Annotated in this window: 22 protein-coding genes and 1 pseudogene; 6 read left to right on the top strand and 17 right to left on the bottom strand. The window is 56.1% G+C overall.

The features are described 5' to 3' along the window. Positions 1–201: 201 nt before the first annotated feature. The 8 genes and pseudogenes from ACF8Q6_RS18340 to ttcA form a co-directional block, all read right to left on the bottom strand. Positions 202–1,058, bottom strand: a protein-coding gene (locus tag ACF8Q6_RS18340) for an IS5 family transposase (protein ID WP_152604589.1) whose coding sequence is annotated in 2 segments (ribosomal slippage) — positions 202–710 and positions 710–1,058 — 858 coding nt in all. Because the reading frame shifts where the segments join, the coding sequence is not laid out codon by codon here. Between the two features lie 452 nt (positions 1,059–1,510). Beyond that, entirely contained in the window at positions 1,511–1,816 is a 306-nt protein-coding gene (locus tag ACF8Q6_RS18335) for a hypothetical protein (RefSeq protein WP_392493178.1), read from the bottom strand. A gap of 48 nt (positions 1,817–1,864) precedes the next feature. After that, positions 1,865–2,257 carry a hypothetical protein gene (locus ACF8Q6_RS18330; RefSeq protein WP_392493179.1) on the bottom strand — a complete coding sequence of 131 codons (393 nt, stop codon included), beginning with the start codon at positions 2,255–2,257 and terminating at the stop codon, positions 1,865–1,867. Then, positions 2,254–5,169: a hypothetical protein gene (locus ACF8Q6_RS18325; RefSeq protein WP_392493181.1), complete on the bottom strand. Its 2,916-nt coding sequence runs from the start codon at positions 5,167–5,169 to the stop codon at positions 2,254–2,256. Before ACF8Q6_RS18325 ends, ACF8Q6_RS18330 begins: the two co-directional genes overlap by 4 nt. Before the next feature lie 10 nt (positions 5,170–5,179). After that, positions 5,180–6,679 (bottom strand): hypothetical protein, encoded by a 1,500-nt coding sequence (locus ACF8Q6_RS18320; RefSeq protein ID WP_392493183.1) that lies wholly within the window; start codon positions 6,677–6,679, stop codon positions 5,180–5,182. Then, a complete protein-coding gene (locus ACF8Q6_RS18315; protein WP_392493185.1) occupies positions 6,666–7,883 on the bottom strand; it encodes a tyrosine-type recombinase/integrase in 1,218 nt (405 codons plus the stop codon). Before ACF8Q6_RS18315 ends, ACF8Q6_RS18320 begins: the two co-directional genes overlap by 14 nt. 491 nt (positions 7,884–8,374) lie before the next feature. Then, a pseudogene (locus tag ACF8Q6_RS18310) lies at positions 8,375–8,866 on the bottom strand (DNA-3-methyladenine glycosylase I); the annotation flags it as partial. 4 nt (positions 8,867–8,870) lie between these two features. Next, positions 8,871–9,695 carry a tRNA 2-thiocytidine(32) synthetase TtcA gene (ttcA, locus tag ACF8Q6_RS18305; protein WP_014592121.1) on the bottom strand — a complete coding sequence of 275 codons (825 nt, stop codon included), beginning with the start codon at positions 9,693–9,695 and terminating at the stop codon, positions 8,871–8,873. A gap of 263 nt (positions 9,696–9,958) precedes the next feature. Here ttcA and ACF8Q6_RS18300 point away from each other — a divergent pair, with 263 nt between their 5' ends. Both ACF8Q6_RS18300 and ACF8Q6_RS18295 read left to right on the top strand, forming a co-directional pair. Further along, on the top strand, positions 9,959–10,558 hold the full coding sequence (locus tag ACF8Q6_RS18300; RefSeq protein WP_003252385.1) for a Yip1 family protein: 600 nt from the start codon (positions 9,959–9,961) through the stop codon (positions 10,556–10,558). Positions 10,559–10,689: 131 nt separating this feature from the next. Then, the gene (locus ACF8Q6_RS18295) at positions 10,690–11,184 is read left to right on the top strand and encodes a SprT family zinc-dependent metalloprotease (protein ID WP_003252383.1); all 495 of its coding nucleotides are present in this window, start codon (positions 10,690–10,692) and stop codon (positions 11,182–11,184) included. Positions 11,185–11,370: 186 nt separating this feature from the next. Here the strand turns inward: ACF8Q6_RS18295 and fpr are convergent, their stop codons facing one another. After that, positions 11,371–12,150: a ferredoxin-NADP reductase gene (gene fpr / locus ACF8Q6_RS18290; protein WP_003252381.1), complete on the bottom strand. Its 780-nt coding sequence runs from the start codon at positions 12,148–12,150 to the stop codon at positions 11,371–11,373. Positions 12,151–12,267: 117 nt separating this feature from the next. On the opposite strand from fpr, the gene finR reads away from it, so the two are divergent. Beyond that, positions 12,268–13,194 (top strand): LysR family transcriptional regulator FinR, encoded by a 927-nt coding sequence (gene finR / locus ACF8Q6_RS18285; RefSeq protein WP_004574844.1) that lies wholly within the window; start codon positions 12,268–12,270, stop codon positions 13,192–13,194. On the opposite strand, the gene ACF8Q6_RS18280 is transcribed toward finR, so the two are convergent. From ACF8Q6_RS18280 to ACF8Q6_RS18270, 3 genes are all read right to left on the bottom strand, one after another. Further along, positions 13,191–13,556, bottom strand: a complete 366-nt coding sequence (locus ACF8Q6_RS18280; protein ID WP_010952700.1) for a diacylglycerol kinase — start codon at positions 13,554–13,556, stop codon at positions 13,191–13,193. The two genes, finR and ACF8Q6_RS18280, sit on opposite strands and share 4 nt — an antisense overlap. 73 nt (positions 13,557–13,629) lie before the next feature. After that, positions 13,630–14,280, bottom strand: a complete 651-nt coding sequence (erdR, locus tag ACF8Q6_RS18275; RefSeq protein ID WP_010952699.1) for a response regulator transcription factor ErdR — start codon at positions 14,278–14,280, stop codon at positions 13,630–13,632. A gap of 178 nt (positions 14,281–14,458) precedes the next feature. Further along, positions 14,459–15,169 (bottom strand): tRNA-uridine aminocarboxypropyltransferase, encoded by a 711-nt coding sequence (locus ACF8Q6_RS18270; protein ID WP_004574842.1) that lies wholly within the window; start codon positions 15,167–15,169, stop codon positions 14,459–14,461. A 216-nt stretch (positions 15,170–15,385) separates the two neighbouring features. On the opposite strand from ACF8Q6_RS18270, the gene ACF8Q6_RS18265 reads away from it, so the two are divergent. Then, positions 15,386–15,805 (top strand): quorum-sensing-regulated virulence factor family protein, encoded by a 420-nt coding sequence (locus ACF8Q6_RS18265; protein WP_012053469.1) that lies wholly within the window; start codon positions 15,386–15,388, stop codon positions 15,803–15,805. Between the two features lie 14 nt (positions 15,806–15,819). On the opposite strand, the gene ACF8Q6_RS18260 is transcribed toward ACF8Q6_RS18265, so the two are convergent. Next, a complete protein-coding gene (locus tag ACF8Q6_RS18260) occupies positions 15,820–16,029 on the bottom strand; it encodes a hypothetical protein (protein ID WP_012053470.1) in 210 nt (69 codons plus the stop codon). Positions 16,030–16,189: 160 nt separating this feature from the next. Between ACF8Q6_RS18260 and ACF8Q6_RS18255 the strand changes: the two genes are divergently transcribed. After that, positions 16,190–17,308, top strand: coding sequence for an LOG family protein (locus ACF8Q6_RS18255; RefSeq protein WP_003252368.1), 1,119 nt, complete (start codon positions 16,190–16,192; stop codon positions 17,306–17,308). A 265-nt stretch (positions 17,309–17,573) separates the two neighbouring features. On the opposite strand, the gene recX is transcribed toward ACF8Q6_RS18255, so the two are convergent. The 4 genes from recX to ACF8Q6_RS18235 form a co-directional block, all read right to left on the bottom strand. Continuing rightward, positions 17,574–18,044, bottom strand: coding sequence for a recombination regulator RecX (gene recX / locus ACF8Q6_RS18250; RefSeq protein ID WP_003252366.1), 471 nt, complete (start codon positions 18,042–18,044; stop codon positions 17,574–17,576). A 21-nt stretch (positions 18,045–18,065) separates the two neighbouring features. Then, positions 18,066–19,133, bottom strand: coding sequence for a recombinase RecA (gene recA / locus ACF8Q6_RS18245; protein WP_003252365.1), 1,068 nt, complete (start codon positions 19,131–19,133; stop codon positions 18,066–18,068). A 103-nt stretch (positions 19,134–19,236) separates the two neighbouring features. Continuing rightward, positions 19,237–19,719, bottom strand: a complete 483-nt coding sequence (locus ACF8Q6_RS18240; protein ID WP_010952695.1) for a CinA family protein — start codon at positions 19,717–19,719, stop codon at positions 19,237–19,239. Between the two features lie 56 nt (positions 19,720–19,775). Further along, positions 19,776–20,843, bottom strand: coding sequence for a hypothetical protein (locus tag ACF8Q6_RS18235; protein ID WP_392493189.1), 1,068 nt, complete (start codon positions 20,841–20,843; stop codon positions 19,776–19,778). A 186-nt stretch (positions 20,844–21,029) separates the two neighbouring features. Here ACF8Q6_RS18235 and mutS point away from each other — a divergent pair, with 186 nt between their 5' ends. After that, on the top strand, positions 21,030–23,603 hold the full coding sequence (mutS, locus tag ACF8Q6_RS18230) for a DNA mismatch repair protein MutS (RefSeq protein ID WP_014754268.1): 2,574 nt from the start codon (positions 21,030–21,032) through the stop codon (positions 23,601–23,603). The last annotated feature ends 135 nt before the right edge of the window (positions 23,604–23,738 follow it).

Raw genomic sequence — 23,738 nt, 5'->3', positions numbered from 1 at the left:
CACCGTGAAGCGTGAACGAGCAGTTCACATTTCGTGTTCAATTCGCACCAACTCTAATGCCCGATTGAACGAGCAAATATTATTGGAAAAAGATCGGCAAAGCGGGCAACTCAAAGGGAGGAGGATGGATGTAATCTAACGCTTGGTTTATTACCCGGAAAAACTGTGACACTGAGGCTTGCTTCTCCTGGGGCCGCCCACCTAGGCTCTGTCTGAAAAAAGCCGTCGCATACACCGCATGACACAAGCCAGCGAGACCATCGCGGCGTAACTTTTTGCGAGCTTGTCGAAGCGCGTGACGATCCGGCGGTTCTCTTTCAGCCAGCCAAACATGCGTTCGATGATGTTGCGCTGTCGGTATTTGGGCCGGTCGAACAGTCTGGGTAAGCCAGGCTTGGGCTTGCGCTTCATCGAGCGCAGCGGGATGACGGGTTGCATTCGATATTGATCGCAGTAGCGGCGTAGCGCTTCGGCGTCGTAGCCCTTGTCGGCAAGTAGCCATTTACAGCGCTTGCGCGGGCGGCCACGTTGGCTCGATGGAATGCTGACCTCGTCCAGCAGTGGTTGTGCGTAGCTGATGTCACTGGCTTGACCGCCAGAGAGGAGAAAGCGCAACGGTATCCCGTTGGCGTCGCAGAGCATGTGGATTTTGGTTGTCAGGCCGCCACGACTTCGGCCTAGAGCGTGATCGGCAGGCTCGTCAGGCCCCCTTTTTTCCGCGCTCCAGATGAAGCACGGGTTGCTCTAACAGCGGTCGAATCGATCATCCAGGTGTGGGGATCGATCAAGCCTTTGTCATTGAGTCTGAGGTGCAATCGTCTGAGCATCTGATCGAACGTTCCGCGGTTTCGCCAGACTCGGAAGCGATGATAGACAGTCGCCCAAGACCCGAAACGCTCGGGCATATCTCGCCAGGCTGCTCCTGAGCAGAGCACCCAGAGAACACCATCGAGCATCAAGCGATCACTGCTGCGGGGCCTGCCCCTGACGTGGACTGCCGTAAAGAGGTCGGCGACCACCGCCCAGGCTTCATCCGAGAGCTCATAACGCTTTGCCATCACAGAATTCCTTTCCGTAGATGGTCGGCGACTGTACCGAACCCGGGCTGTTCCGGGGCCACATTTCAGTTTCTTGGGATTTCAGACAGAGCCTAATATGATCAGAATCGGTTCTTGGCACGCGCCTTGGAAGGTTACCGGGCTGCTGATAGCTCCACGAGATCAGGGCAAAGCTCTAGTCGCTACTGTACTTACCTTTCAAGGTCGCCTATTTCGTGTGCGCCTGCCCGGCTGCAGTCACTCACAATCTTGCTCAACGCTATAGCCTCAAGGGTCACAGTGTACAGAGCTACGTCAATTGCACGCCGAATCAGATTTTGTACTTGCTCTGATAAAGCCATTTTTCCTGAGCCTCCTGGCTTCGATCCCCTTCTATTAGCGCAGATGCTAGCTAGCTTAGATAATGTACAATAGCCAAACATGTGCTACTGCACTCGCTACATTAGTAGAGGCTACAATTTTTTCTCAACCATGTAACGATATTCGTGTGGAGAAAATCGCCCTCCCGGTCCGAACAATAGCTGGGCAGTAAAGTCTTCCAAGTAGGCCAAAGCGTTTTGATGAACGCAGCAGTCGTAGTAGGACCGTTGTGCCGGCGGTATAATAGCGCGATTCTCAAGGCAAATCTTGACCAACTGGCTCAGTAAATAGCCTCGAACATCGTACTGGGCGTCCACTGCTTCGAGCACAGTTGTGTAGCAAAACTGAAATTTGAGCATCGAAGCACGAGCGCCTTGAGTCAGTGTTGGATCACTCATGTTTGGTCTCCTGAGCAACCGAGGTATAGAGTCGAACAACTGAAGCCACTAGTCCTCACCCGGAATAATGTCATTCTCAAAAAAAAGCTTCAAATACTTCACGTGCAATTTTAACAATTGAGAGTTTTCATCGCGCAGGCGCTCGATTTCGAGCAACTGATTTGTATGAGCCTTGAGAAGCTCCTGACGGGACATCGTGCTCCCTCGCCCTGCCGGAGTGGAATTTACCTTAAGCCGACTCTTAGCAATTTGAAACTCCCTGAGTATCTCACCTCTCTTGGCCTTATATAAAGTTGTCCGCTCATAGGAATAGCCGACCGCCTCTTCAATACGCTTTATAAAACTGTTCCAACTCAACAAGCCATCATCGACCGTGTCCCACCCCCTCAATATTTTTACAAAATCCTTAAGATCTATGTCTGTAATCGCACGTCGCTTCATTCTCTTTCTCCATGCATATAACGCGAGACGTATCTGGAAAACCACAAGCGCGATGAATTAAAACCAGGAAATCTGGAACACACAGCTTCATACAATGAATCAGCATGGACCACCGAGACATCATGCAGGCACTCCTCAATTAATTTAAAGACATTCCATCGCGGCACATTCATAGAATTGTACAATACATATTTTGACCCCTTAAATTTATCCTGCATATACTTAAACACAGAAGATAACTGCTGAATGTTACTGATTTGATAAAAGGAAAAATCAAATCCATACTTCTTAAGCAAAACCGACAGCACTGCCTTCTTGGTAGGAAGACCATACTCAAGACTCCAATTGCAACAAATTTCAGTGAATGCTCTGTATGCGTTAAGCTCCTTACCGCCATCAAAAACTACTTCGCGCTCACTTAGAACCCGCCCTCGGCGAGATAGCTGTATTAATCCACTATCTTGCAGTTCTTGCTTTTTTCGTGCAACGAGATGAGCAGTGAATTTATTCTTCTCAATAGTATTTTTGGTAGCCCTCACGCATGGGTGTTTACGATTAATCTCATCAGCCACACTGCTACATGATGGTGATCTTAGGCGATCATAATCCCAGACTTCTAATGCCTCAGCTGCCAAGTAATTAATATTCCAGTGCCAGCGCAGTGAGCCATCTCGCTTAACCATTGGATCTTTTAACAACCGAGCAGCCAAAACCTCAAATATCATTGCAATTTCCTTATTCATTAGCAATGACTCAGGACGCACAGTGAGATTAAAAGATGCCTCAATAAAACCACAAATCGCTTTCCATGTCGGAAGACCATGAATTTCCGGATCCCATTTCTCTGACAGGTTTCTAACCTGTTCAATCGTGGCACGACTGTAACCATGAGCACGCCCATTTTTGTGAGCCACCCTCACCAACTCACCGGACTTACTTTCACGCCACTTCAATGACTTAGATAAAAGATTATCATGTGGCAGAAGAGGTGGAAGTGAGCAAAGCGCATCAGATGGGATTTCCTCATCCATGCAGATTTGGAGTTGCTTTTTATATCGTGACAATTTTCTTTCATGGACTTCTAAAAATTTATCAGCTCCTGGCTCACAATTATCCACCGCAACTCTTGCTAACTCGATAACAGGAATTAATTTTTGAATCATTTTACTCGCAGCAGAACGGCCTCTTTCGCTTTTTGTAAAACAGTGTTCTGGGCAATCGACACACTGGAAAACATTCGGACAGGGACCCGAGGCATAATTATGCCGACAGAAACCTAACTCTGTAACATGAAGCGAGCCAACGACCTCTTGAAAAAATCGCTCAGTAGAAACACCTTTATCTTCGTACTCGGAATTATAAAGATCATTTAAAAAACCGCCAAACTCATATTTGAAACTTATTGAATCCACATCAACAGCTTCCGTCTTCTCCTCCATAGATCTGTGATCGTAATCAGCATTTTGTTCCACTGAACTTCTACCAGACCACATTGCCACAATCCTTTGATCTATATGCTTGGTCTGAGCCAAAGTATTTAGAAGGTGGCGCATCGTATGCGACTTAATCGACAGCTCCTCCCGACCAATGGATCTAAAGAATAATCTTGAAAAATGCATCTGCAGCTTTGAAGTAGAAAAGAAGTCAGGAACGTACTTGCACTGCCATGAAATGTTAGTAGTTGGGTACCGTGACGACACCGGGTAAATGAAAATTGAATTTTCGCAGCGTACGCCTGAAACCCCATCCACATATGGGAACGTTGTCCCAAGATGACTACGAATCCACTCTAACAATTTTTCTTTAGATATCACAGAATCGCCATAAACAGGAACCTTGACTTCATCCCCTTTGAAGAGCAATTCACCTTCAAACAGCCTGCTTAAACCGGGCGGCATAAAATGATACAAGGGTGAATTGGGTCTATTGGGATACAGGCGAATGGAGGTACAACCATCACTACGCTCGTAGCCTATAATCTCTAACGCCTCAACGGCAGTAAAATAGGACTTGGCATGCAAGCCTGCTAGATGCTCAGGAATATAAAGGCTATCAGGGTGATTTCCGTACCAAGCCGAACTCTGACGAACCGATTTGCTTAATACTTTCAAACGATCAACCGCTACACGAACAATCTCTTCAAACTCGACGCACGGTGCCCTTTTTACTACAGCACCACCGTTCTTAGCCAGAGAGGGAAAACGAAGCCCAAAACCATCGAGATCAGTAATGCAATTAATATCCAAGGTAACTATTTCAGAAGCCCTAGAAGGGGCATAATTTAGTAGAGCAAAAGCTGAGGTGACAAGGGTTTCAAAGTTGTTACTGGGTTCGCTAAAAGTGGCAGCCAGCACCCGGCAAGACTCAAGATCGGGAAGCAGGCTTTTTGAGGAGCGCTCAGGTCTCAGATGCGCGTTTTGCGTATACCTTATAGTTTCTGAAGAAAGCCCATATTTATTATAAAATCTACCTATATAACTAAGCCCTGCGCCCATTCTAAACTGTTGCGATTGCGTTACCCCCGATTGACTTGACGCTCGAAGAAAGTCTGAATTTACCACCTCCCACGGCATCTTAAAATCTGGCATGGCCTTTAGCAGATAATAAAATGCAACACTAACGTCCTTAGAAGATTTATTACCTGCAAGCGAGCGACTTAAATTGGCAAGCTTGAACAGCAAAGTCCATTCTTCACTGACGCTAGCGGCAATTAAAGCTTTAGAATCAAGCGGCAGGGTCGAGGGCAGGGTATATGCATGAGCACCAGTGGCACCTTTCTCCATCATACGAGGTGGTATTTTATATCTACTAGTAATATCAACAACACCATCAACAAGAACGAAATCCTGAAAAATTGGAACCAAACTGCTTATCAAGTTCTGAAAATTATTCTTAGCATCAACAAAACTCATATCATCACCTTTAGCTCACCCTTTTAACCCACATATCACACGCCTGTATATACTCCTGAATTTTTTGCTTAACCTGATAGGAAGGTTGATTCCTACATTCTATAGTTAAGTAATCTTTATATTCTCCGAATGGAGCATCACGAAATGGTTGAAACTTCGGACACAACAGGCACGCCACCGGGGCATGATCAGTACAGTTCACAGTACTCCCACACACACCAATAGGCTTTGCTCCTGCTATACCATAATGCCGCTTGATTGAGTCAGGCATCTCCAAGATCGCTTTCTCGTATCCTCCTTCATAAACTGCCCCTAGAAAGACTTGGGCTATCGACGTAAGCGCACCCCCAAGTTCCTCTCTAATCCTGGCCTGCGCGGCTGGAATTGAGTCTATATATGAGCGGGCCGAGGTTATATCACTGTGCATACCGAGGTACATGAGTTCATGAGCTGTAGCCCCATTTACAGCCGCTCTGGTGAGCAGCGTATGTTTGAACCTAATAAAGTTTAAATTAATTCGACCACCCTCTACCCTTGGCGTCCTCACACCTAGGGAATATATGACTTCTTCTATACGCCCCAGCAATACGCTCCCTACGCACTTTTTATTTGGAAGCTCGCTAATAAGCTCCTCAGGGACATGGCATCCCGAATAACTTGTTGTTCGATGAATCAAATAATCTTTCCCCCTTGCCTTACAAAGAGGCACCAGATAATCTAGAAGCGTATTAATCAGTATAGGAAGGCGCACAAATACATATACAGGAGCACTTTTATTTTTTTGTTTTATCATTTCCACCTTCAATCGCCAAGATTTAAGCTCCTCGCTATACGTCAAATCTTGCACCTTTAGATTGATAATTTGACTATGTCGGTAGCCGAGTAGTAAAGCCAAGAAGTATGTGGCCAGATGCTCGATATGAAGCAGCCCTTGTTCATACCCCTTGCAAACCCCAAAAGTAATATCACGAACTTCAGACTCAGTCAGGGCTCCAGAGTATGGATCGGCAGATCGTGCAGCTCTATCTCTAGTGGATTGTGAAGGAAGAGCGTTGATGAGAGAACCGAACTGATCACTCCATAACAAGCCCTCATCACCATTCCACCTGACTATAAATGTTTTATAGTTTCTATTTCTGTCCAGCCATTCCCAAAACACCTTCCACAACTTAGGGTCCGCACATAGCGATTTTATAGGTCGTGCCTCAATAGCCCCTGCTTTCTTAACAAGCCTTATAAGTTCGTTAGTCTTCAAAATATAGGTAGCAATGGTTGATAGTGCATAGCCTTGCGAAACACACGAAACGAATTCAAACCGAAGCGCTTCTACGACCTCTTGACTGAAAACCCCCGACATTTCCTTGAAATCTATTTGCGCCTCTCGTCTAAGTGATTCATGGTTCATAATGAATCTATCATTAACAACGAAGCTCAAATTAGTCTTGTGATGGTAAGCATATAGATCAGTCAACTCCTCAGGCGTTTCCGCTTCTTGTTTAATCTGATTCATTTTCACTCCTACTCATAATGCTTGCATGGATCAACTGCTCTTCGGATAAGAGTCTATCGTTACCAATTTTTTGAAATGCGAATCTTGCATAGTGATCAGGCATGGACGAATTCAACCCCCAACCCATATGGGCTCTGAGCACACTCAATGCAGACGCAATCACTCTTTCTTTTTCTCTGTTTGAAAGACTTGAGGCCCGCTCAAATTCTTCAAGTATGAAATTGCAAGCCCAGGAGTGTCGAAGCGTGTGAGGCGTTATTCGCCGCCCAGCATTCTTCTGCAGCATTTTGAACAATGCGCCAACAGAATCATTCGACAATGGTGCACCGTCACGCGTAACAATTAGGAAGCTATGGCCTCTAGCAACTATTAACTTCCTTCTCTCGACTATGTATCGCTCAATTAGCGTCCAAAGATTGTCAGAAATTTTGAGTTTCCTTTCCAGTGTTTTGACCGTCGCCGGGCTTGACCTAGGATCATCGAGAAGGTCTTTATTCCTCTGAATATGCACAGTCATATAACCATTAGCAGAGCGAGAGAACCCGTCTACCTTTATCCCAAGCAGTTCACTATTCCTAATTCCGAGCTCGCGGAGCAGATGAAAAATAACCAGATCCCGGTGAATTAGAAATTTGGCTCTCCCCCCAATCTTTGCCTGCTCTCTTATGGTGGAATCCATTTGCGAAAATTCTTTGTCAGATAGCGGCTCCACCATAGAAGGCATGTCATTTTTCTGCCTACTTGGTAGATGCTTTTCTAATCTGGCCTTAAATCCATTGAGAGACGTTTTATCAACTGCTCCCCGCGGACACAATTCCTCTGCCATCACCTCGAAAAACTCTCGTGCTGTCCGGCAACGTCGAACAAATGCCGAACTGCAAGTCATTGTTGGAGCCAAAACTCCAACACCTTTCACTCGCAGTTCAACTGTCCGCTTGTGCTCTTCCAATCTATTTCGAAGCCGAACAATCTCACCAATAGTCAGATAATCTCCATCTGCGAACCTAGCCGCTATGTCTATTTCATTACCCTTGAGGTAAAGCATCACCACGCTTAAATCATAAGCTATTAAAACTCGTGACTTAGGTGACAAACCGGGCTTGAAATTTATGAGCCAAAAGTTAGCTAAGAAGACTGGCCGCCCCTCATCAAAAATCAGGGCAGAAGGTCGCCCTTGAAAATCTTTGAATTCGCGAACTTTCATAGCCGCGCCTCGCACTCAGCAATAGAGTGCCGCGCATCTGGAGCAACGGTCTTTTGAAGATTAATTTCTTTGGAAGGCTGCGTGGTAGCAATGAAACCTACAATGCGACCAGCAGAAATAGAGGGGATTTCTTTTTTGCAGGACATATCAGCGGCACCTTGATAAATGGAGCATCAAAGTCAACGCTGATCATTCGGATAAGGCCAAACCTTAGTTTGGTTCCCTTAAAACGATTATGAACTAGTCGATAGACTGGATAGACCTACGCCGGGTCTACCACTTCAGTCAATAAAGCATGTGATTCAGGCGCTGTCAACAAGCTGGCGACAGCGGTCTAATACCCAACAATCAGATCAACACTTTGTAAGAGTCTTCTAATAATAAATGTTGATTGGTGATATGGCGATTAATGTTGACACATAAGAGGGAAAATTTCAGAGGGCAGAGCTATTAATGGCTCGATGTCAACGCAGGCCTAGCTAAGCGGATAACTCCTTGCCGACCATGCGCAAGAACCGTGGCGCCGACAACCCGCCCAACTGGTTGCCGTGCTTGGCCAGGTACTTCCACAAGCCGACAATGTCGGTCACTGGCCAGTCGGCGATGAACGCACCAAAACTGCCATGCGCCTTGGCGATATCCAGCACCATTTGCGCATTGCGCGGCACGCTCTTGAGCTTGCCCAGGTGGCGGATAATGCGCTCATCCTGCATCAACCGCTCCAGACGCTCGGCGCCCATCAGCACCACTTTCTCCGGGTCGAAGCCGAAGAATACCTGCTCGAACGCCGGCCACTTGGCATCCACCAGGCTGTGCTTGAGCCCGGCGCGAAACACCCGCAGGGCCAGTGTCGACAGGTAGCGGTCGTCACTGATGTCGCGCAGTTGCGCCGGCGTGCGCGGCTGCGGCAGGAAAGCCTCCAGCGCCTGGGCCGAGCCAAAGCGATTCAGGCAGTACTCATGCAACCACTGGTAATCGCGCATGGGCTCAGATGTTCAGCACGTCGAGGAAACGCGGGGTAGCGTTTTCGTCGATCTTAAGGCTGGTGAAGTCAAACAGGTTCCGGTCGGCCAACTGCGACGGTGCCACGTTCTGCAGGGCACGGAAGATGCTCTCGGTACGGCCCGGGTGCTTGCGTTCCCACTCCACCAGCATGTCCTTGACCACCTGGCGCTGCAGGTTTTCCTGCGAGCCGCACAGGTTGCACGGGATGATCGGGAACTCCTTCATGTCCGAGTAGGCCTGGATGTCCTTCTCGCTGCAGTAGGCCAGCGGGCGGATCACCACGTTGCGGCCATCGTCGGCGCGCAGCTTCGGCGGCATGCCCTTGAGCGCGCCGTTGAAGAACATGTTGAGGAAGAAGGTTTCGACGATGTCGTCGCGGTGATGCCCCAGCGCCATCTTGGTAGCGCCGATTTCGTCGGCGAAGGTGTACAGGGTACCGCGGCGCAGGCGCGAACACAGCGAGCAAGTGGTCTTGCCTTCGGGTACCAGCTCCTTTACCACCGAGTAGGTATCCTTCTCGACGATGTGGTACTCGACCCCCAGTTCCTTGAGGTAAGCCGGCAATACGTGCTCAGGGAAGCCCGGCTGTTTCTGGTCCATGTTCACCGCAACGATCTCGAACGTGATCGGTGCCACCTTCTGCAGGTGCAACAGAACGTCGAGCATGGTGTAGCTGTCCTTGCCGCCGGACAGGCAGACCATGACCTTGTCGCCATCCTCGATCATGTTGTAGTCGGTGATGGCTTCGCCAGCGAGACGACGCAGGCGTTTTTGCAGTTTGTTCTGGTTGACCGAGAGGGTGCCCATAGCGCTTGGATCCGCGAGGTGTGACAAAAGCCGGCTATTTTACGCACAAACGCGACGCCGCTGTAGGCATTCCGATAAAGACTTCAATGTAATCAACAGCACGGCTTACAGCGCAATTTGCTCTAAAAAGCGCGGTTTATGTGGGTAACGGCTTCCTATACTGCGACATAAGGCCACATTACCGCTTGCATCGGTGTTAGGGCCTCGGGCCGCTTGCGCTCCATATTGGGGGGCGTTTGGCAACATTGAGAGGAGTGATCGGCATGATTCATCACGTTGTGGGGCTGTTTACCCATCCCGATCAGGAATGGCGGGAGATTCGTGGCGAAGAAGAAACCATCAGCCACATGTACCTGACGCACACCCTGATCCTCGCGGCGATTCCTGCCGTTTCGGCTTTTATCGGCACTACCCAGGTGGGCTGGGTGATCGGTGACCGGCCAGCAGTGATGCTGACCATGGAAAGCGCAATCTGGATGAGCATCATGTCCTACCTGGCCATGCTCGCCGGGGTGGCGGTAATGGGCGCATTCATCCACTGGATGGCCCGCACCTATGATGCCAACCCGTCCATGGCGCAATGCATCGCTTTTGCCACCTACACCGCTACCCCCTTGTTCATCGGTGGCCTGGCGGCGCTCTACCCGCACCTGTGGCTGGGCATGCTGATCGGCACTGCCGCCATCTGCTACACGGTGTACCTGCTGTATGTCGGCTTGCCGACGTTCATGAACATACCGTCGGATGAAGGCTTCCTGTTCTCCAGCTCGGTGCTGGCAGTGGGCTTGGTGGTACTGGTGGCAATCATGGCCGCTACCGTGATTATCTGGGGACTGGGCGTGGGGCCCGTCTACACCAACTAGAACAGACCGAACCAACACTGGGGCATCAACCAGGGGCCGCCGCAAGGCGGCCTCTGGCTGTGCGCTGACCGGTGACTCGGCAAGCCACCTGCGCTTGCGGCATAATGCCTGGTCAGGAGAACCGCCCCGCCATGCCCGAGCAGCTCAAACAACGCGTCGAAACCTGTTACCAGCAAGCCGAAGCCTTTTTCAAACGCCGCTTCCCGCGCCCCGAAGTCAGCTTCAAACTGCGCGGGCAAAAAGCCGGCGTCGCCCACCTGCACGAGAATCTGCTGCGCTTCAACCTGCAGCTCTACCGCGAAAACCAGGAAGACTTCCTGCGCCAGACCGTGGCCCATGAAGTGGCACACCTGGTTGCCCACCAGCTGTTTGGCGACCGCATCCAGGCCCATGGTGAAGAGTGGCAGCTGATCATGCGCGGGGTGTATGAACTGCCGCCCAATCGTTGCCACAACTATGACGTGCAACGGCGCGCAGTGACCCGCTACATCTACCGCTGCCCGTGCCCGCAAAGCGACTTCCCGTTTACCGCGCAGCGGCACAAGCTGGTGCACCAAGGGCGGCGATACCTGTGCAAGCGGTGCCGGGAAATCTTGGTGTACAGCGGCGAGACGCGGGTCGAATAGATCGGGGGGCGCTTGCACCGGCCCTTTCGCGGGCAAGCCCGCTCCTACGGGTTTCGTGCAATTCCCGGGACGTGCGCTGCACCCGTAGGAGCGGGTTTACCCGCGAAAGGGCCGGAACAGGCCATGCACAAATCCCAGGCATAAGAAAGGCGACCCGAGAGTCGCCTTCCTGTACCCGCCTGCGCCTTACTTCTCGACGAAGGCACGCTCGATCAGGTAGTCACCCGGCTCGCGCATGCGCGGGGAGATCTTCAGGCCGAAGCTGTCCAGCACTTCGCTGGTCTCGTCGAGCATGCTCGGGCTGCCGCAGATCATCGCGCGGTCGTCTTGCGGGTTGATCGGCGGCAGGCCGATGTCGCTGAACAGCTTGCCGCTGCGCATCAGGTCGGTCAGACGGCCCTGGTTTTCGAACGGCTCGCGGGTCACGGTCGGGTAGTAGATCAGCTTGTCGCGAACCGACTCACCGAAGAACTCGTTCTGCGGCAGGTGCTCGGTGATGAACTCGCGGTAGGCCACTTCGTTCACATAGCGCACGCCGTGCACCAGGATCACTTTTTCAAAGCGCTCGTAGGTTTCCGGGTCCTGGATGACGCTCATGAACGGCGCCAGGCCAGTACCGGTGCTCAGCAGGTACAGGTGCTTGCCAGGATTCAGGTCGTCAAGGACCAGGGTGCCGGTAGGCTTCTTGCTGATGATGATCTCATCGCCTTCCTTCAGGTGCTGCAGCTGCGAGGTCAGCGGGCCGTCCGGCACCTTGATGCTGAAGAATTCAAGGTGCTCTTCCCAGTTTGGCGAAGCGATGGAGTAGGCACGCATGAGCGGACGGCCGTTGTCCTGCTGCAGGCCGATCATCACGAACTGACCGTTCTCGAAGCGCAGGCCCGGGTCGCGGGTGCACTTGAAGCTGAACAGGGTGTCGTTCCAGTGGTGCACACTGAGGACACGTTCGTGGTTCATGTTGCTCATCGATGGGGCTCCTGAAGAAAAACGCGCGCGCAAAGCGCACAGTTGCGCAATAGTTTAGGGGCAGCGACAATATCTGTTAACTGGATTATCAAGATATGTGTTATCGGTTATATCGATATGCGATTCACACTCCGTCAAATGCAAGTCTTCGTCGCCGTCGCCCAGCACCAAAGCGTCTCTCGGGCCGCCAGCCTGTTGGCGCTGTCGCAGTCGGCCGCCAGTACCTCTATCACCGAACTTGAGCGGCAATCGAGCTGCCAGCTGTTCGACCGTGCCGGCAAACGCCTGGCCCTCAATGCCCTGGGCCATCAATTGCTGCCACAAGCAGTAGCCCTGCTTGACCAGGCCAAGGAAATCGAAGACCTGCTCAACGGAAAATCCGGTTTCGGCTCGCTGGCGGTCGGCGCCACGCTTACCATCGGCAACTACCTGGCCACCCTGCTGATCGGCAATTACATGCAGACGCACCCGGAAAGCCAGGTAAAACTGCATGTTCAAAATACTGCGCATATCGTGCAACAGGTCGCGCACTACGAAATTGATCTGGGTCTAATCGAAGGTGACTGCAATCACCCCGACCTGGAAGTTCAGCCGTGGGTTGAGGACGAACTGGTGGTGTTCTGTGCGCCACAGCACCCACTGGCGAAACTGGGCCGCGCCGATATCGAAAGCCTTTCGCAAGAGGCGTGGATCCTGCGCGAACAAGGCTCAGGCACGCGCCTGACCTTCGACCAGGCCATGCGCCATCACCGCGCCAACCTTAACATTCGCCTGGAGCTGGAGCACACCGAAGCGATCAAGCGCGCGGTGGAGTCGGGCCTGGGCATCGGTTGCATTTCACGCCTGGCCCTGCGTGACGCCTTCCGCCGTGGCAGCCTGGTACCTGTGGAAACACCGGAGCTGGACCTGCTGCGCCAGTTCTACTTCATCTGGCACAAACAGAAGTACCAGACCTCGGCCATGCGCGAGTTTCTCGAGCTATGCCGCAGCTTTACTGCCGGCTTTACCCGCAGTGACGAGATCGTGCTGCCACCGATCGCTTAAAGCAGGATCACACCCCATACCAGCGCCACCATGGTCAGTGCCACCAGCTGTGCGGCGCTGCCCATGTCCTTGGCATTTTTCGACAGCGGGTGGCGCTCCAGCGAAATGCGATCGATGGCCGCCTCTACCGCCGAGTTGAAGAGCTCGACGATCAGCCCCAGCAGGCAGACGGCGATCATGATGGCCCGCTCGGCGCGGCTGACCGGCAGCCAGAAGGCGATCGGGATCAGCAGCACGTTGAGCAGCACCAGCTGGCGGAATGCGGCCTCGCCCTTGAAGGCGGCACGCAGGCCGTCCAGCGAGTAGCCAGCGGCGTTGAAGATGCGTTTGAGGCCGGTCTGGCCCTTGAATGGCGATGTCATGTGAGTCACTTCACAGCAGAAAGGCCAGCAGACTAGACCGGCTCGGGTCAAAAAAGCGTGAAGCCACACGCAGTCAGTTGCTGGCAACCGATTCAAGTTGTTGCAGCAGCAGTGCAGCCTGGGTCCGGGTACGCACGCCCAGCTTGCGGAAGATCGCGGTCACGTGGGCCTTGATGGTCGCTTCCGACACGCTCAGCTCATAGGCGATCTGCTTGTTCAGCAAGCCTTCGCAGACCATGGTCAGTACGCGGAACTGCTGCGGCGTGAGGCTGGCCAAGCCTTCGCTGGCGGCCTTGGCCTCGGCCGAAACATCGACCTTTTCGAACGCCTGCGGCGGCCACCAGACCTCGCCATCAAGCACCTTGCGCACCGCATCCTGGATCACTTCCAGGGTGCTGGACTTGGGAATGAAACCACTGGCGCCGAACTCGCGGGACTTGACCACCACGGCGGCCTCTTCCTGTGCCGACACCATCACCACGGGGATCTGCGGGTACTGCCCGCGGAGCAGCACCAGACCGGAAAAACCGTAGGCACCCGGCATGTTCAAGTCCAGCAGCACCAGGTCCCAGTCGGCTTTTTCGCTCAGGCGGGTTTCCAGTTCGGCAATGCTTGCGACTTCGACCAGACGCACATCGGAGCCAAGCCCGAGGGTAACGGCCTGGCGCAGAGCGCCACGGAACAGTGGGTGGTCATCGGCAATCAGGATTTCGTATGTGGCCATCGATCTAAGGATCCTGTTCTGTGCCAGGCACTCGAGTGGAAGGGAAGCGCCCGGCGGGGAATCGGCGCCAAGGAGGCCGAGCACGGTCAAGGGAGATAAGCCAATCGCCCTGCCGTCTCGCCCACCCTGGCTGCCAGCTCCGTCATTATGTACCAAAGCAGGGGTTGTGCCCCTTGGACTATAGGAAGGTATGCAAACGCTGGTGGGTGTCGTCCTGCTCGTCAAGCGGCAGCCGCCGTTTGCCACTCAGGTAATGCAGGCTGAACACATCCAGATAAGCATCCAGCGCCTGCGAAGCCTGGCTATCGCCAGCAAGGTCCAGGCACATGGCCGCAACTTCTGCCGTACAGAAATGATCATCGCGCTTGGAGCGCCGCAGGCGGTAGCGCGACATCTGCTCGGCTTGCAGGCTCAACACCGGGAAGCGGTCCAGGTACGGGCTTTTGCGGAACATCTTGCGCGCTTCGGTCCAGGTGGCATCCAGCAGGATGAACAGTGGACGCTTGCCCGGCTCGCGCACCACCTCACTGACCACGCGCTCCTGGGCAACGAACTCGCCCGGAAAAACGATATAAGGCTGCCAGCGCGGGTCATCGAGCAAAGCCAGCAGGCGCTCGTCAACCGCGGTGCGCAGCCAGCCGAAGGCCCAGGTGTCTTCAATCAGGTCGGCAATCAACCAGCCGGTGTTGGTGGGTTTCAGCGGCTCGGTGTCGTGCATCAGCAGGCACACACCCGCGTCAGCCTGCACCCTAGGCTTCCAGGCACACAGGCAATGGGTGGCGATGACCCGGCAATCCGGGCAACGCTCGGCACGCGAGCCACGGGCGATGAAAGGCTTGTTGCTGCGGGCCAGGCGTTCGGCGCGCAGACGCGCTACCGCATGGCTCATGCCGGCAGGCCTCTGGACAGATTGAAAATGGGCACAAGGATGACTCGGAAAAAACAAGGCGGCCAGTCTACCAGAACAGGTGGCAATTGCTGTGCAGCCGGCAAAGCGCTCCTTATAATCGGATTTCTACCGTGCCGGTCCTCGCCACGCGCAATTTTACGGAACGCCGTTGACCCGCGCATGTCAAAGCGCCAGTCATCGAACCAGGAGAGATTCATGCTGCGCCTTATCGCCCCCGCCCTGAGCCTGCTGCTCGCCCTGCCTCTGGCAGCCCAGGCGGCATCCAAGCAGGATTACGACCTGAACACCCTGCTGCAGAAGGTCGCCAAAGAGAGCAGCGTCGGCACCCCACGCGCAATCAACGAGGACATCCTCGATCAGGGTTACACCGTTGAAGGCAAGGCGCTGGTCAACCACCTGAGCGTACGCCAGAGCCACGCAGCGCGCATGCAGGCCAACCCTGAGCAGGTGCGCAGCCAGCTCGGCGACAGCGTGTGCCGCAACAACGGCTTCCGCAACCTGATGTCCAAGGGCGCCGTCATGGTCTACCGCTTCACGGTCTACAAGACCAACCAGCCAGTCATGGACCAGGCCTTCGACAACGCCAGCTGCCTGGCCGGCAACAAGAAGAAGTAAGCACAGCGTCAACGCTACGCCTTCTCGTCCTCATGAGCGCGCCAGCGCCCTTCAACGGCATCGGCGCGCATCTCCGCCAACAGCGCCTGCAAGTATCGCGACCGACACTCCAGCCCCGACAGCCTGCGACGGCACTCGGCTTCAAGGCTCAGGTGATGCACCTGGGCCGCGTTCTCCAGCTGCTGGTAGAGCTGCCAGTCCACTTCGATGACCAAGCGATGCATAGCACCACCTCCTGCATCGACACGTTTCACTCTACCAGTTAACCAAACCCGTGATGCCGATGGCCTCAGGCCGACAGGCGGCTGCGCCGAACACCTCGGCACGATCGGGCGCAAGGGTCTAGATTGAGGTCAGAGGTATTGGTGCAGAAGGAGACGTCGCATGCCTTACCATTCGAATGAACTGCTGTTCAGCCACTTCCGCGACAACAATATCGACCTGAGCAATATCGAAGCACAACTGCAACTGGTTGCCCCCAACAGCCCTAACCTGCCGCTTTACCGCGACATGATGCTGACCATCCTGCGCATGGCCCATGACGACAGCGACCGCTGGAGCGCCAAGATCACCCTGCAGGCCCTGCGCGAACTGGACCAGTCCTTCCGCACCCTGCAGCGCTACAAGGGCCGACGCAAAGTGACCGTGTTCGGCTCGGCACGCACCCCGCTCGAGCATCCGATGTACGCCCTGGCCCGCGAGCTGGGCGCCACTCTGGCGCGCTCCGACCTGATGGTCATCACCGGCGCCGGCGGCGGCATCATGGCGGCTGCCCACGAAGGCGCCGGCAGCGAGCACAGCCTGGGTTTCAACATCACCCTACCCTTCGAACAACATGCCAACCCGACGGTGAACGGTACCGACAAACTCCTGCCGTTCCACTTTTTCTTCATTCGCAAGCTGTTCTTCGTCAAGGAGGCCGACGGCCTGGTGTTGTGCCCTGGCGGCTTCGGCACCCTGGATGAAGCGCTGGAGGTACTGACCCTGATCCAGACCGGCAAGAGCCCACTGGTACCGGTGGTGCTGCTGGACTCACCGGGCGGCAGCTTCTGGCGTGACTGCCTGGACTTCATCAGCCGCCAGTTGGAAGAAAACCGCTACATCCTGCCCAGCGACCTGAAGCTGGTGCGCCTGGTACACAGCGCTGACGAGGCGGTTGAGGAAATCAACCAGTTCTACAGCAACTACCACTCCAGCCGCTGGCTGAAGAGCCAGTTCGTGATCCGCATGCACCATGCGCTCAGCGAAGCGGCGTTGTATGACATTCAGGAAGGGTTTGCCGATTTGCGCCTGAGTGGCAAATATCACCAGCAAGCGGATAGCAGTGCCGAGCACGAAGTTGGCAATTACAGCCATCTGACCCGCCTTTCATTCGCCTTCAACGGCCGGGATCAGGGCCGCTTGCGTGAGCTGGTGGATTTCATCAACCTGCCGGAGAACTGGGCCAAGCCACAACCCATGCATACCACGCAGAGGGCCAGGCAGGCGCTGAAAGTGAGTTGATGCTTCGCTGTAACAGCTCGCGTAATACCTGCAGGGGCAACCTCAGGCTGCTCCTGCACCGGATCGGTTGTTGGACGCAGACCGTCGTAGGAGCGGGTTTACCCGCGAAAGGGCCTAACCTGTTGCCCAACATCCCCGGTCATTCACCGCCGCAGCCGCCACCGTATTCGCGGGTGAACCCGCGCCTACAATGGAATGGAGACAGCCTGGGGCATTTGGCAAAACAGATTATCCGCGACGTGCACGTGCACTGTAGTTTCGAGCGTCAATAATCGTCGAGATCACGCCCACTGAGCAGACGGCCGATCATGTCCATGGGAAACCCACGGTAAGCCAGGAACCGGGTCTGCTGGGCGCGGCTGCGCGGATCTTGCGGGCGCTGCCCGGCAAACTTGCGCTGCCACACATCTCGCATACGCTCGCCCCAATTCACCTCGCTTTCACGCAGGGCCTGGTCGATATCTGCACGCGCCAAACCACGCTGACACAGCTCTTCGCGAATACGCGCAGGGCCATAGCCAGAGCCGGAACGATAACGAATGAAACTCTCAAGGTAGCGGGCTTCACTAAGCAGCCCTTCTTCGGCGAGCCGATCGAGTTCAGGCTCGATCAGCTCGTCCGAAGCGCCGCGCTGACGCAACTTGCGCGTCAGCTCGACTCGACCGTGCTCACGTCGTGCAAGCAGGTCCATGGCTGTCCGCCGGATGGCGACGGGGGTGTCGAGTACGGCAGACATATTTGGCTATCTACTGCGCAATCAATAACCGGCGTCAGCGTCGGCCATGTCATCGGCATCAGCTTCGGCAGCAGCAGCTTTGCCGGCTTCAGCAGCAGCACCCGCTTTCAGCAACTTCTCACGAATCTGCTTCTCGATCTCGGCACCAATAGCCGGGTTCTCAGCCAGGTACTTGGCAGCGTTGGCTTTGCCTTGACCGATCTTGTTGCCCTGGTAGGCGTACCAGGCGCCGGACTTCTCGACCAAGCCCTGAGATACCCCCAGATCAATGATCTCGCCGTTACGGTAGATACCTTTCCCGTAAAGAATCTGGAACTCAGCCTGACGGAACGGAGGCGAGACCTTGTTCTTGACGATCTTGACGCGGGTTTCGCTGCCGACCACTTCGTCGCCTTCCTTGACCGCGCCGGTACGACGGATGTCCAGACGGACCGAAGCATAGAACTTCAGGGCGTTACCACCGGTAGTGGTTTCCGGGCTGCCGAACATCACACCGATCTTCATACGGATCTGGTTGATGAAGATGACCAGGCAGTTCGCGTTCTTGATGTTACCGGTGATCTTGCGCAGTGCCTGGGACATCAGGCGGGCCTGCAGACCCACATGCATGTCACCCATCTCGCCTTCGATCTCGGCCTTCGGTACCAGCGCGGCAACGGAGTCGACAATGATCACGTCGACCGCGTTGGAACGCACCAGCATGTCGGTGATTTCAAGCGCCTGCTCACCGGTGTCCGGCTGCGAAACCAGCAGGTCATCGACGTTGACGCCCAGCTTGCCAGCGTACTCAGGGTCAAGGGCATGTTCAGCGTCGACGAAGGCGCAGGTAGCACCGTTCTTCTGCGCTTCAGCGATGACAGACAGGGTCAGCGTGGTCTTACCCGACGATTCCGGGCCGTAGATCTCGACGATACGGCCTTTTGGCAGACCGCCGATGCCCAGGGCGATATCCAGGCCCAGCGAGCCGGTGGAGATGGCCGGAATGCCTTGACGCTCATGGTCACCCATGCGCATGACCGCGCCTTTACCGAATTGGCGTTCGATCTGACCCAGGGCCGCAGCCAAGGCGCGCTTCTTGTTGTCGTCCATTGAAATCCTCACGTGTTCGACTTGGCCCTGACGGCCGGAATACCTGTATAAGTAGCCAGTATTATTCCACAGGCAGACGCCCGCGCAAACCCCTGTCGTCGATTTACTCGGCACCAAGCTGTAACAAGCCGTCTAACGCGGCGATCACCGTCTGTCGGCGCACCGCCTCGCGGTCACCGTCGAACTGCCGACGTTCGCTGAACACCCGGTCGCCATCACCCCAGGCCAGCCACACAGTGCCCACCGGTTTGGCTGGCGAGCCGCCGTCCGGCCCGGCCACACCACTCACCGCCACGGCGAAGCGTGCGCCACTGGCGGCCTGAGCCCCACGGACCATGGCTTCGACCACTTCCTGGCTGACTGCCCCCACCTGACCGAACAACGCTTCAGGCACTCCCAGCTGGCGTGTTTTCTGGGCATTGGAATAGGTGACGTAACCGGCTTCGAACCAGGCCGAGCTGCCAGGTATGCGGGTGATGGCTTCGGCAATGCCACCACCGGTGCAGGATTCGGCGGTAGTCACCTGCGCATTGAATCGGCGCAGGTGCTCACCCAGGCGGGTGGCGAGCGTGGTGATCGGGTCCATATAGGGTGCTCCTCGAGGGCGGCTCTCTACCCTATCACCCTGCTTCGGGCTCTGGCTCAGGAAACTTTCAGGCTGGCCCGGGCGATTTCGCTGAACGCCAGTTCGTCACGCTGCCCCAGCCGCGGCAGCCCGTCAGGCCACTCCCGGCTCCAGTCGAAGCCGCCCAGCTTGCGCATGTCCTCGATTGCCGAACGCCACCAGACCACTTTGCACGCGCGCTGGTAGTCATCAGCATTCATCACACTGCCGTAGAGCAACTTGCGGCCGATGCCACGCAGATCCCGGGGCACATGCTTGAGGCTCCATTTCACCGAGAGCCTAGCCAGCCAAGAGGGCACCGGGCGATGCGCCGGCACCTTCAGGGCCAGACCTGGCATCTTCGAATGAAAATGCTCGCCATGGCGGGCAAAGAAGATTTCTAGAATGGCATGCACGTACTGCTTCATCGCAAAGTAATGGCTGATCACGCCGCGCGCCTCATTGATCGGCGCGCCGTGCAATTCGAAGGAAAAGGCGATCTGCTCGATCGTATGCAGGTCACGGGCATACGGCGTCCAGTTGTCGATCCGGTCGATGGCGCGCTTGGCAATGCCAACGTTGTCGCGGGTAAAGCCCATGACACCGCTGTTACACAGCCGCAAGTCATCGGCTGGTGCTTCGCCCGACTCAGCAAGCCCCTCGATGAAGCTGCGGTAATAGCTGCTGCGCGAAGCCTCGGCCCAGCTCATTTCCACCTCGTCGACCAAGAACTGCCCGGCATCGACCTGGCTGAACAGCTTTTGCGGCGACTGCAGAAATACCGTATCGGTATCGATGAACACGGTCTTGTCCGCCCACTGCCCGGCCTGGGCAATGGCGCAGGCCTTGCGCCGATGGGTGTAGCCGCCGTCGCCGGCCCAGGCCTGCAAGGTCTGCTCGTCCAGTGCGATCACTTCCACCGGCCAGCCGGCAAAAGCCTGTGGCTGGTCGGTAAGCACGCGGATCACCGGCAGCTCAGCCGGCTTGCAACGGGCCAGGGCGGTGAGGATGCTGAGTTTTGCCTCCAGCTGATAGATCCGGCGCTCGCCATAAAGGAGGTAGATCAGCTGTTGCGTTACATAAGGGACAGGACTGGACACATTCATCTTGCAGATCAGGGCTAGGGGCATTCGTCGAGGGGCGCGCATTCTAGAGGGTTACGCGGCGCAGCTCCACCATTGCCCGCCAGACTGCAGGCGCACGCCCCGCAGCACGCGCCTGCATCGCAACGAAAAAGCCTGTACCATTACGGGTTTACCATCGCCAACCAGATCCCCCCTGTAAGGCCCTGAATGTCAGATCTTTCCGCACACACCCCGATGATGCAGCAGTACTGGAAGCTGAAAAACCAGCACCCGGACCAGCTGATGTTCTACCGCATGGGCGACTTCTACGAGATCTTCTACGAAGATGCGAAAAAGGCCGCGAAACTGCTGGATATCACCCTGACCGCCCGCGGTCAGTCGGCCGGCCAGTCCATCCCCATGTGCGGGATTCCGTTCCATTCGCTGGAAGGCTACCTGGCCAAGCTGGTCAAGCTCGGCGAGTCGGTGGTGATCTGTGAGCAGATCGGCGACCCCGCCACCAGCAAGGGCCCGGTGGAGCGCCAGGTGGTGCGCATCATCACGCCGGGTACGGTCAGTGACGAGGCACTGCTCGACGAGCGCCGCGACAACCTGATTGCCGCACTGCTCGGTGACGAGCGCCTGTTCGGCCTGGCGGTACTGGACATCACCAGCGGCAATTTCAGCGTGCAGGAGATCAAGGGCTGGGAAAACCTGCTGGCCGAACTCGAGCGCCTGAACCCGGTCGAGCTGTTGATCCCCGACGACTGGCCACGGGACCTGCCTGCGGAGAAACGCCCAGGTGCCCGCCGCCGCGCACCCTGGGACTTCGACCGCGACTCGGCACGCAAGGCCCTGTGCCAGCAGTTCGCGACCAAGGACCTCAAGGGCTTCGGCTGCGACAAGCTGACCCTGGCCATCGGCGCCGCCGGCTGCCTGCTGACCTACGCCAAGGAAACCCAGCGCACCGCCCTGCCGCACTTGCGCAGCCTGCGCCACGAGCGTCTGGACGATACAGTCATCCTCGATGGGGCCAGCCGCCGCAACCTGGAGCTGGACATCAACCTGGCCGGTGGGCGCGACAACACCCTGCAATCGGTGATCGACCGCTGCCAGACCGCCATGGCCAGCCGCCTGCTGAGCCGCTGGCTGAACCGCCCGCTGCGCGACCTCAAGGTGCTGCAAGCACGCCAGGACTCGATCCGCTGCCTGCTCGACAGCTACCGCTTCGAAAAGCTGCAGCCGCAGTTGAAGGAAATTGGCGATATCGAGCGGATCCTCGCCCGTATTGGCCTGCGCAATGCCCGCCCGCGCGACCTGGCACGCCTGCGCGATGCACTGGGCGCGCTGCCAGAGCTGCAGAACGCCATGACCGAGCTCGAAGCGCCGCACCTGGCGCGTCTGGCGGCCATTACCGGTACCTATCCGGAGCTGGCCAGCCTGTTGGAGCGGGCGATCATCGATAACCCGCCGGCGGTGATCCGCGACGGCGGTGTACTGAAAGCCGGCTATGACAACGAACTGGACGAGCTGCTGGCAATCAGCGAGAACGCCGGTCAGTTCCTGATCGACCTGGAAGCCCGGGAAAAGGCCCGCACCGGCCTGGCTAACCTCAAGGTCGGCTACAACCGCGTGCACGGCTACTTCATCGAACTGCCGACCAAGCAGGCCGAGCAGGCCCCGGGCGACTACATCCGCCGCCAGACCCTCAAAGGCGCCGAGCGCTTCATCACCCCGGAGCTGAAGGCGTTCGAGGACAAGGCATTGTCGGCCAAGAGCCGCGCCCTGGCCCGCGAGAAGATGCTCTACGACGCGCTGCTGGAAACCCTGATCAGCCACCTGGCACCGCTGCAGGACAGCGCCGCCGCCCTGGCCGAACTGGATGTGCTCAGCAACTTGGCCGAGCGCGCACTGAACCTCGACCTGAGCTGCCCACGCTTTGTCGACGAGCCTTGCCTGCGCATCGAGCAGGGCCGCCACCCGGTGGTGGAACAGGTACTGACCACGCCGTTCGTGGCCAACGACCTGGGCCTGGACAACAGTACGCGCATGCTGATCATCACCGGCCCTAACATGGGCGGTAAATCGACCTACATGCGCCAGACTGCGCTTATCGTGCTCCTGGCCCACATCGGTAGCTTCGTGCCGGCAGCCAGCTGCGAGCTGTCGCTGGTCGACCGCATCTTCACCCGCATCGGCTCCAGTGACGACCTGGCCGGCGGGCGCTCGACCTTCATGGTGGAGATGAGTGAAACCGCCAACATCCTGCACAACGCCACCGACCGCAGCCTGGTGCTGATGGACGAAGTGGGCCGCGGTACCAGCACCTTCGATGGCCTGTCGCTGGCCTGGGCTGCCGCCGAGCGCCTGGCCCAGCTGCGTGCCTACACACTGTTCGCCACCCACTACTTCGAACTGACCGTGCTGCCGGAGAGCGAGCCGCTGGTGGCCAACGTGCACCTGAACGCCACCGAGCACAATGAACGCATCGTGTTCCTGCACCACGTGCTACCCGGCCCTGCCAGCCAAAGCTACGGCCTGGCCGTTGCGCAGCTGGCCGGCGTACCGACGGCAGTGATCCAGCGTGCCCGCGAGCACCTTGGCCGGCTGGAAACCACCAGCCTGCCCCATGAGCAGCCTGCGGCCCACAAGGCCAAGGACGCGCCGCAAGTGCCGCACCAGAGCGACTTGTTTGCCAGCCTGCCTCATCCAGCCATCGAGAAGCTGGGCAAGCTGCAACTGGACGACATGACCCCGCGTCAAGCTATCGAAATGCTATATCAACTAAAGAACCTGTTATAACGGCGCCCATTACAAGCTGGTAGAATCCGCCGCGGTTTGCTGGTGCTGCAGGTTATTAGCCTGGCCTGCAGCCACATACCCGTAAACCGCGCGGCCCTGAGAGGAAGGGCCGCCGCCGTCGCCTGAGGAGAGAAT

The sequence above is a fragment of the Pseudomonas sp. GLN_2 genome, from assembly GCF_043106005.1.
Lineage (GTDB): Bacteria > Pseudomonadota > Gammaproteobacteria > Pseudomonadales > Pseudomonadaceae > Aquipseudomonas > Aquipseudomonas alloputida.
The sequence above is the reverse complement of the archived record's forward strand: the minus strand, read 5'-3'. Positions and strand labels throughout refer to the sequence as shown.

Excerpts from the sequence above, each read along its gene's own strand:
- ACF8Q6_RS18255 (WP_003252368.1), top strand. The coding sequence starts at position 16,190 with ATGCCTTACCATTCGAATGAACTGCTGTTCAGCCACTTCCGCGACAAC.
- ACF8Q6_RS18270 (WP_004574842.1), bottom strand. The coding sequence starts at position 15,169 with ATGAGCCATGCGGTAGCGCGTCTGCGCGCCGAACGCCTGGCCCGCAGC.
- ACF8Q6_RS18265 (WP_012053469.1), top strand. The coding sequence starts at position 15,386 with ATGCTGCGCCTTATCGCCCCCGCCCTGAGCCTGCTGCTCGCCCTGCCT.
- erdR (WP_010952699.1), bottom strand. The coding sequence starts at position 14,280 with ATGGCCACATACGAAATCCTGATTGCCGATGACCACCCACTGTTCCGT.
- ACF8Q6_RS18325 (WP_392493181.1), bottom strand. The coding sequence starts at position 5,169 with ATGAGTTTTGTTGATGCTAAGAATAATTTTCAGAACTTGATAAGCAGT.
- ACF8Q6_RS18235 (WP_392493189.1), bottom strand. The coding sequence starts at position 20,843 with ATGAATGTGTCCAGTCCTGTCCCTTATGTAACGCAACAGCTGATCTAC.
- ACF8Q6_RS18330 (WP_392493179.1), bottom strand. The coding sequence starts at position 2,257 with ATGAAGCGACGTGCGATTACAGACATAGATCTTAAGGATTTTGTAAAA.
- ACF8Q6_RS18320 (WP_392493183.1), bottom strand. The coding sequence starts at position 6,679 with ATGAATCAGATTAAACAAGAAGCGGAAACGCCTGAGGAGTTGACTGAT.
- recX (WP_003252366.1), bottom strand. The coding sequence starts at position 18,044 with ATGTCTGCCGTACTCGACACCCCCGTCGCCATCCGGCGGACAGCCATG.
- ACF8Q6_RS18300 (WP_003252385.1), top strand. The coding sequence starts at position 9,959 with ATGATTCATCACGTTGTGGGGCTGTTTACCCATCCCGATCAGGAATGG.
- finR (WP_004574844.1), top strand. The coding sequence starts at position 12,268 with ATGCGATTCACACTCCGTCAAATGCAAGTCTTCGTCGCCGTCGCCCAG.
- fpr (WP_003252381.1), bottom strand. The coding sequence starts at position 12,150 with ATGAGCAACATGAACCACGAACGTGTCCTCAGTGTGCACCACTGGAAC.
- ACF8Q6_RS18240 (WP_010952695.1), bottom strand. The coding sequence starts at position 19,719 with ATGGACCCGATCACCACGCTCGCCACCCGCCTGGGTGAGCACCTGCGC.
- ttcA (WP_014592121.1), bottom strand. The coding sequence starts at position 9,695 with ATGGGCACCCTCTCGGTCAACCAGAACAAACTGCAAAAACGCCTGCGT.
- ACF8Q6_RS18335 (WP_392493178.1), bottom strand. The coding sequence starts at position 1,816 with ATGAGTGATCCAACACTGACTCAAGGCGCTCGTGCTTCGATGCTCAAA.
- ACF8Q6_RS18260 (WP_012053470.1), bottom strand. The coding sequence starts at position 16,029 with ATGCATCGCTTGGTCATCGAAGTGGACTGGCAGCTCTACCAGCAGCTG.
- recA (WP_003252365.1), bottom strand. The coding sequence starts at position 19,133 with ATGGACGACAACAAGAAGCGCGCCTTGGCTGCGGCCCTGGGTCAGATC.
- ACF8Q6_RS18295 (WP_003252383.1), top strand. The coding sequence starts at position 10,690 with ATGCCCGAGCAGCTCAAACAACGCGTCGAAACCTGTTACCAGCAAGCC.
- ACF8Q6_RS18280 (WP_010952700.1), bottom strand. The coding sequence starts at position 13,556 with ATGACATCGCCATTCAAGGGCCAGACCGGCCTCAAACGCATCTTCAAC.
- ACF8Q6_RS18315 (WP_392493185.1), bottom strand. The coding sequence starts at position 7,883 with ATGAAAGTTCGCGAATTCAAAGATTTTCAAGGGCGACCTTCTGCCCTG.
- mutS (WP_014754268.1), top strand. The coding sequence starts at position 21,030 with ATGTCAGATCTTTCCGCACACACCCCGATGATGCAGCAGTACTGGAAG.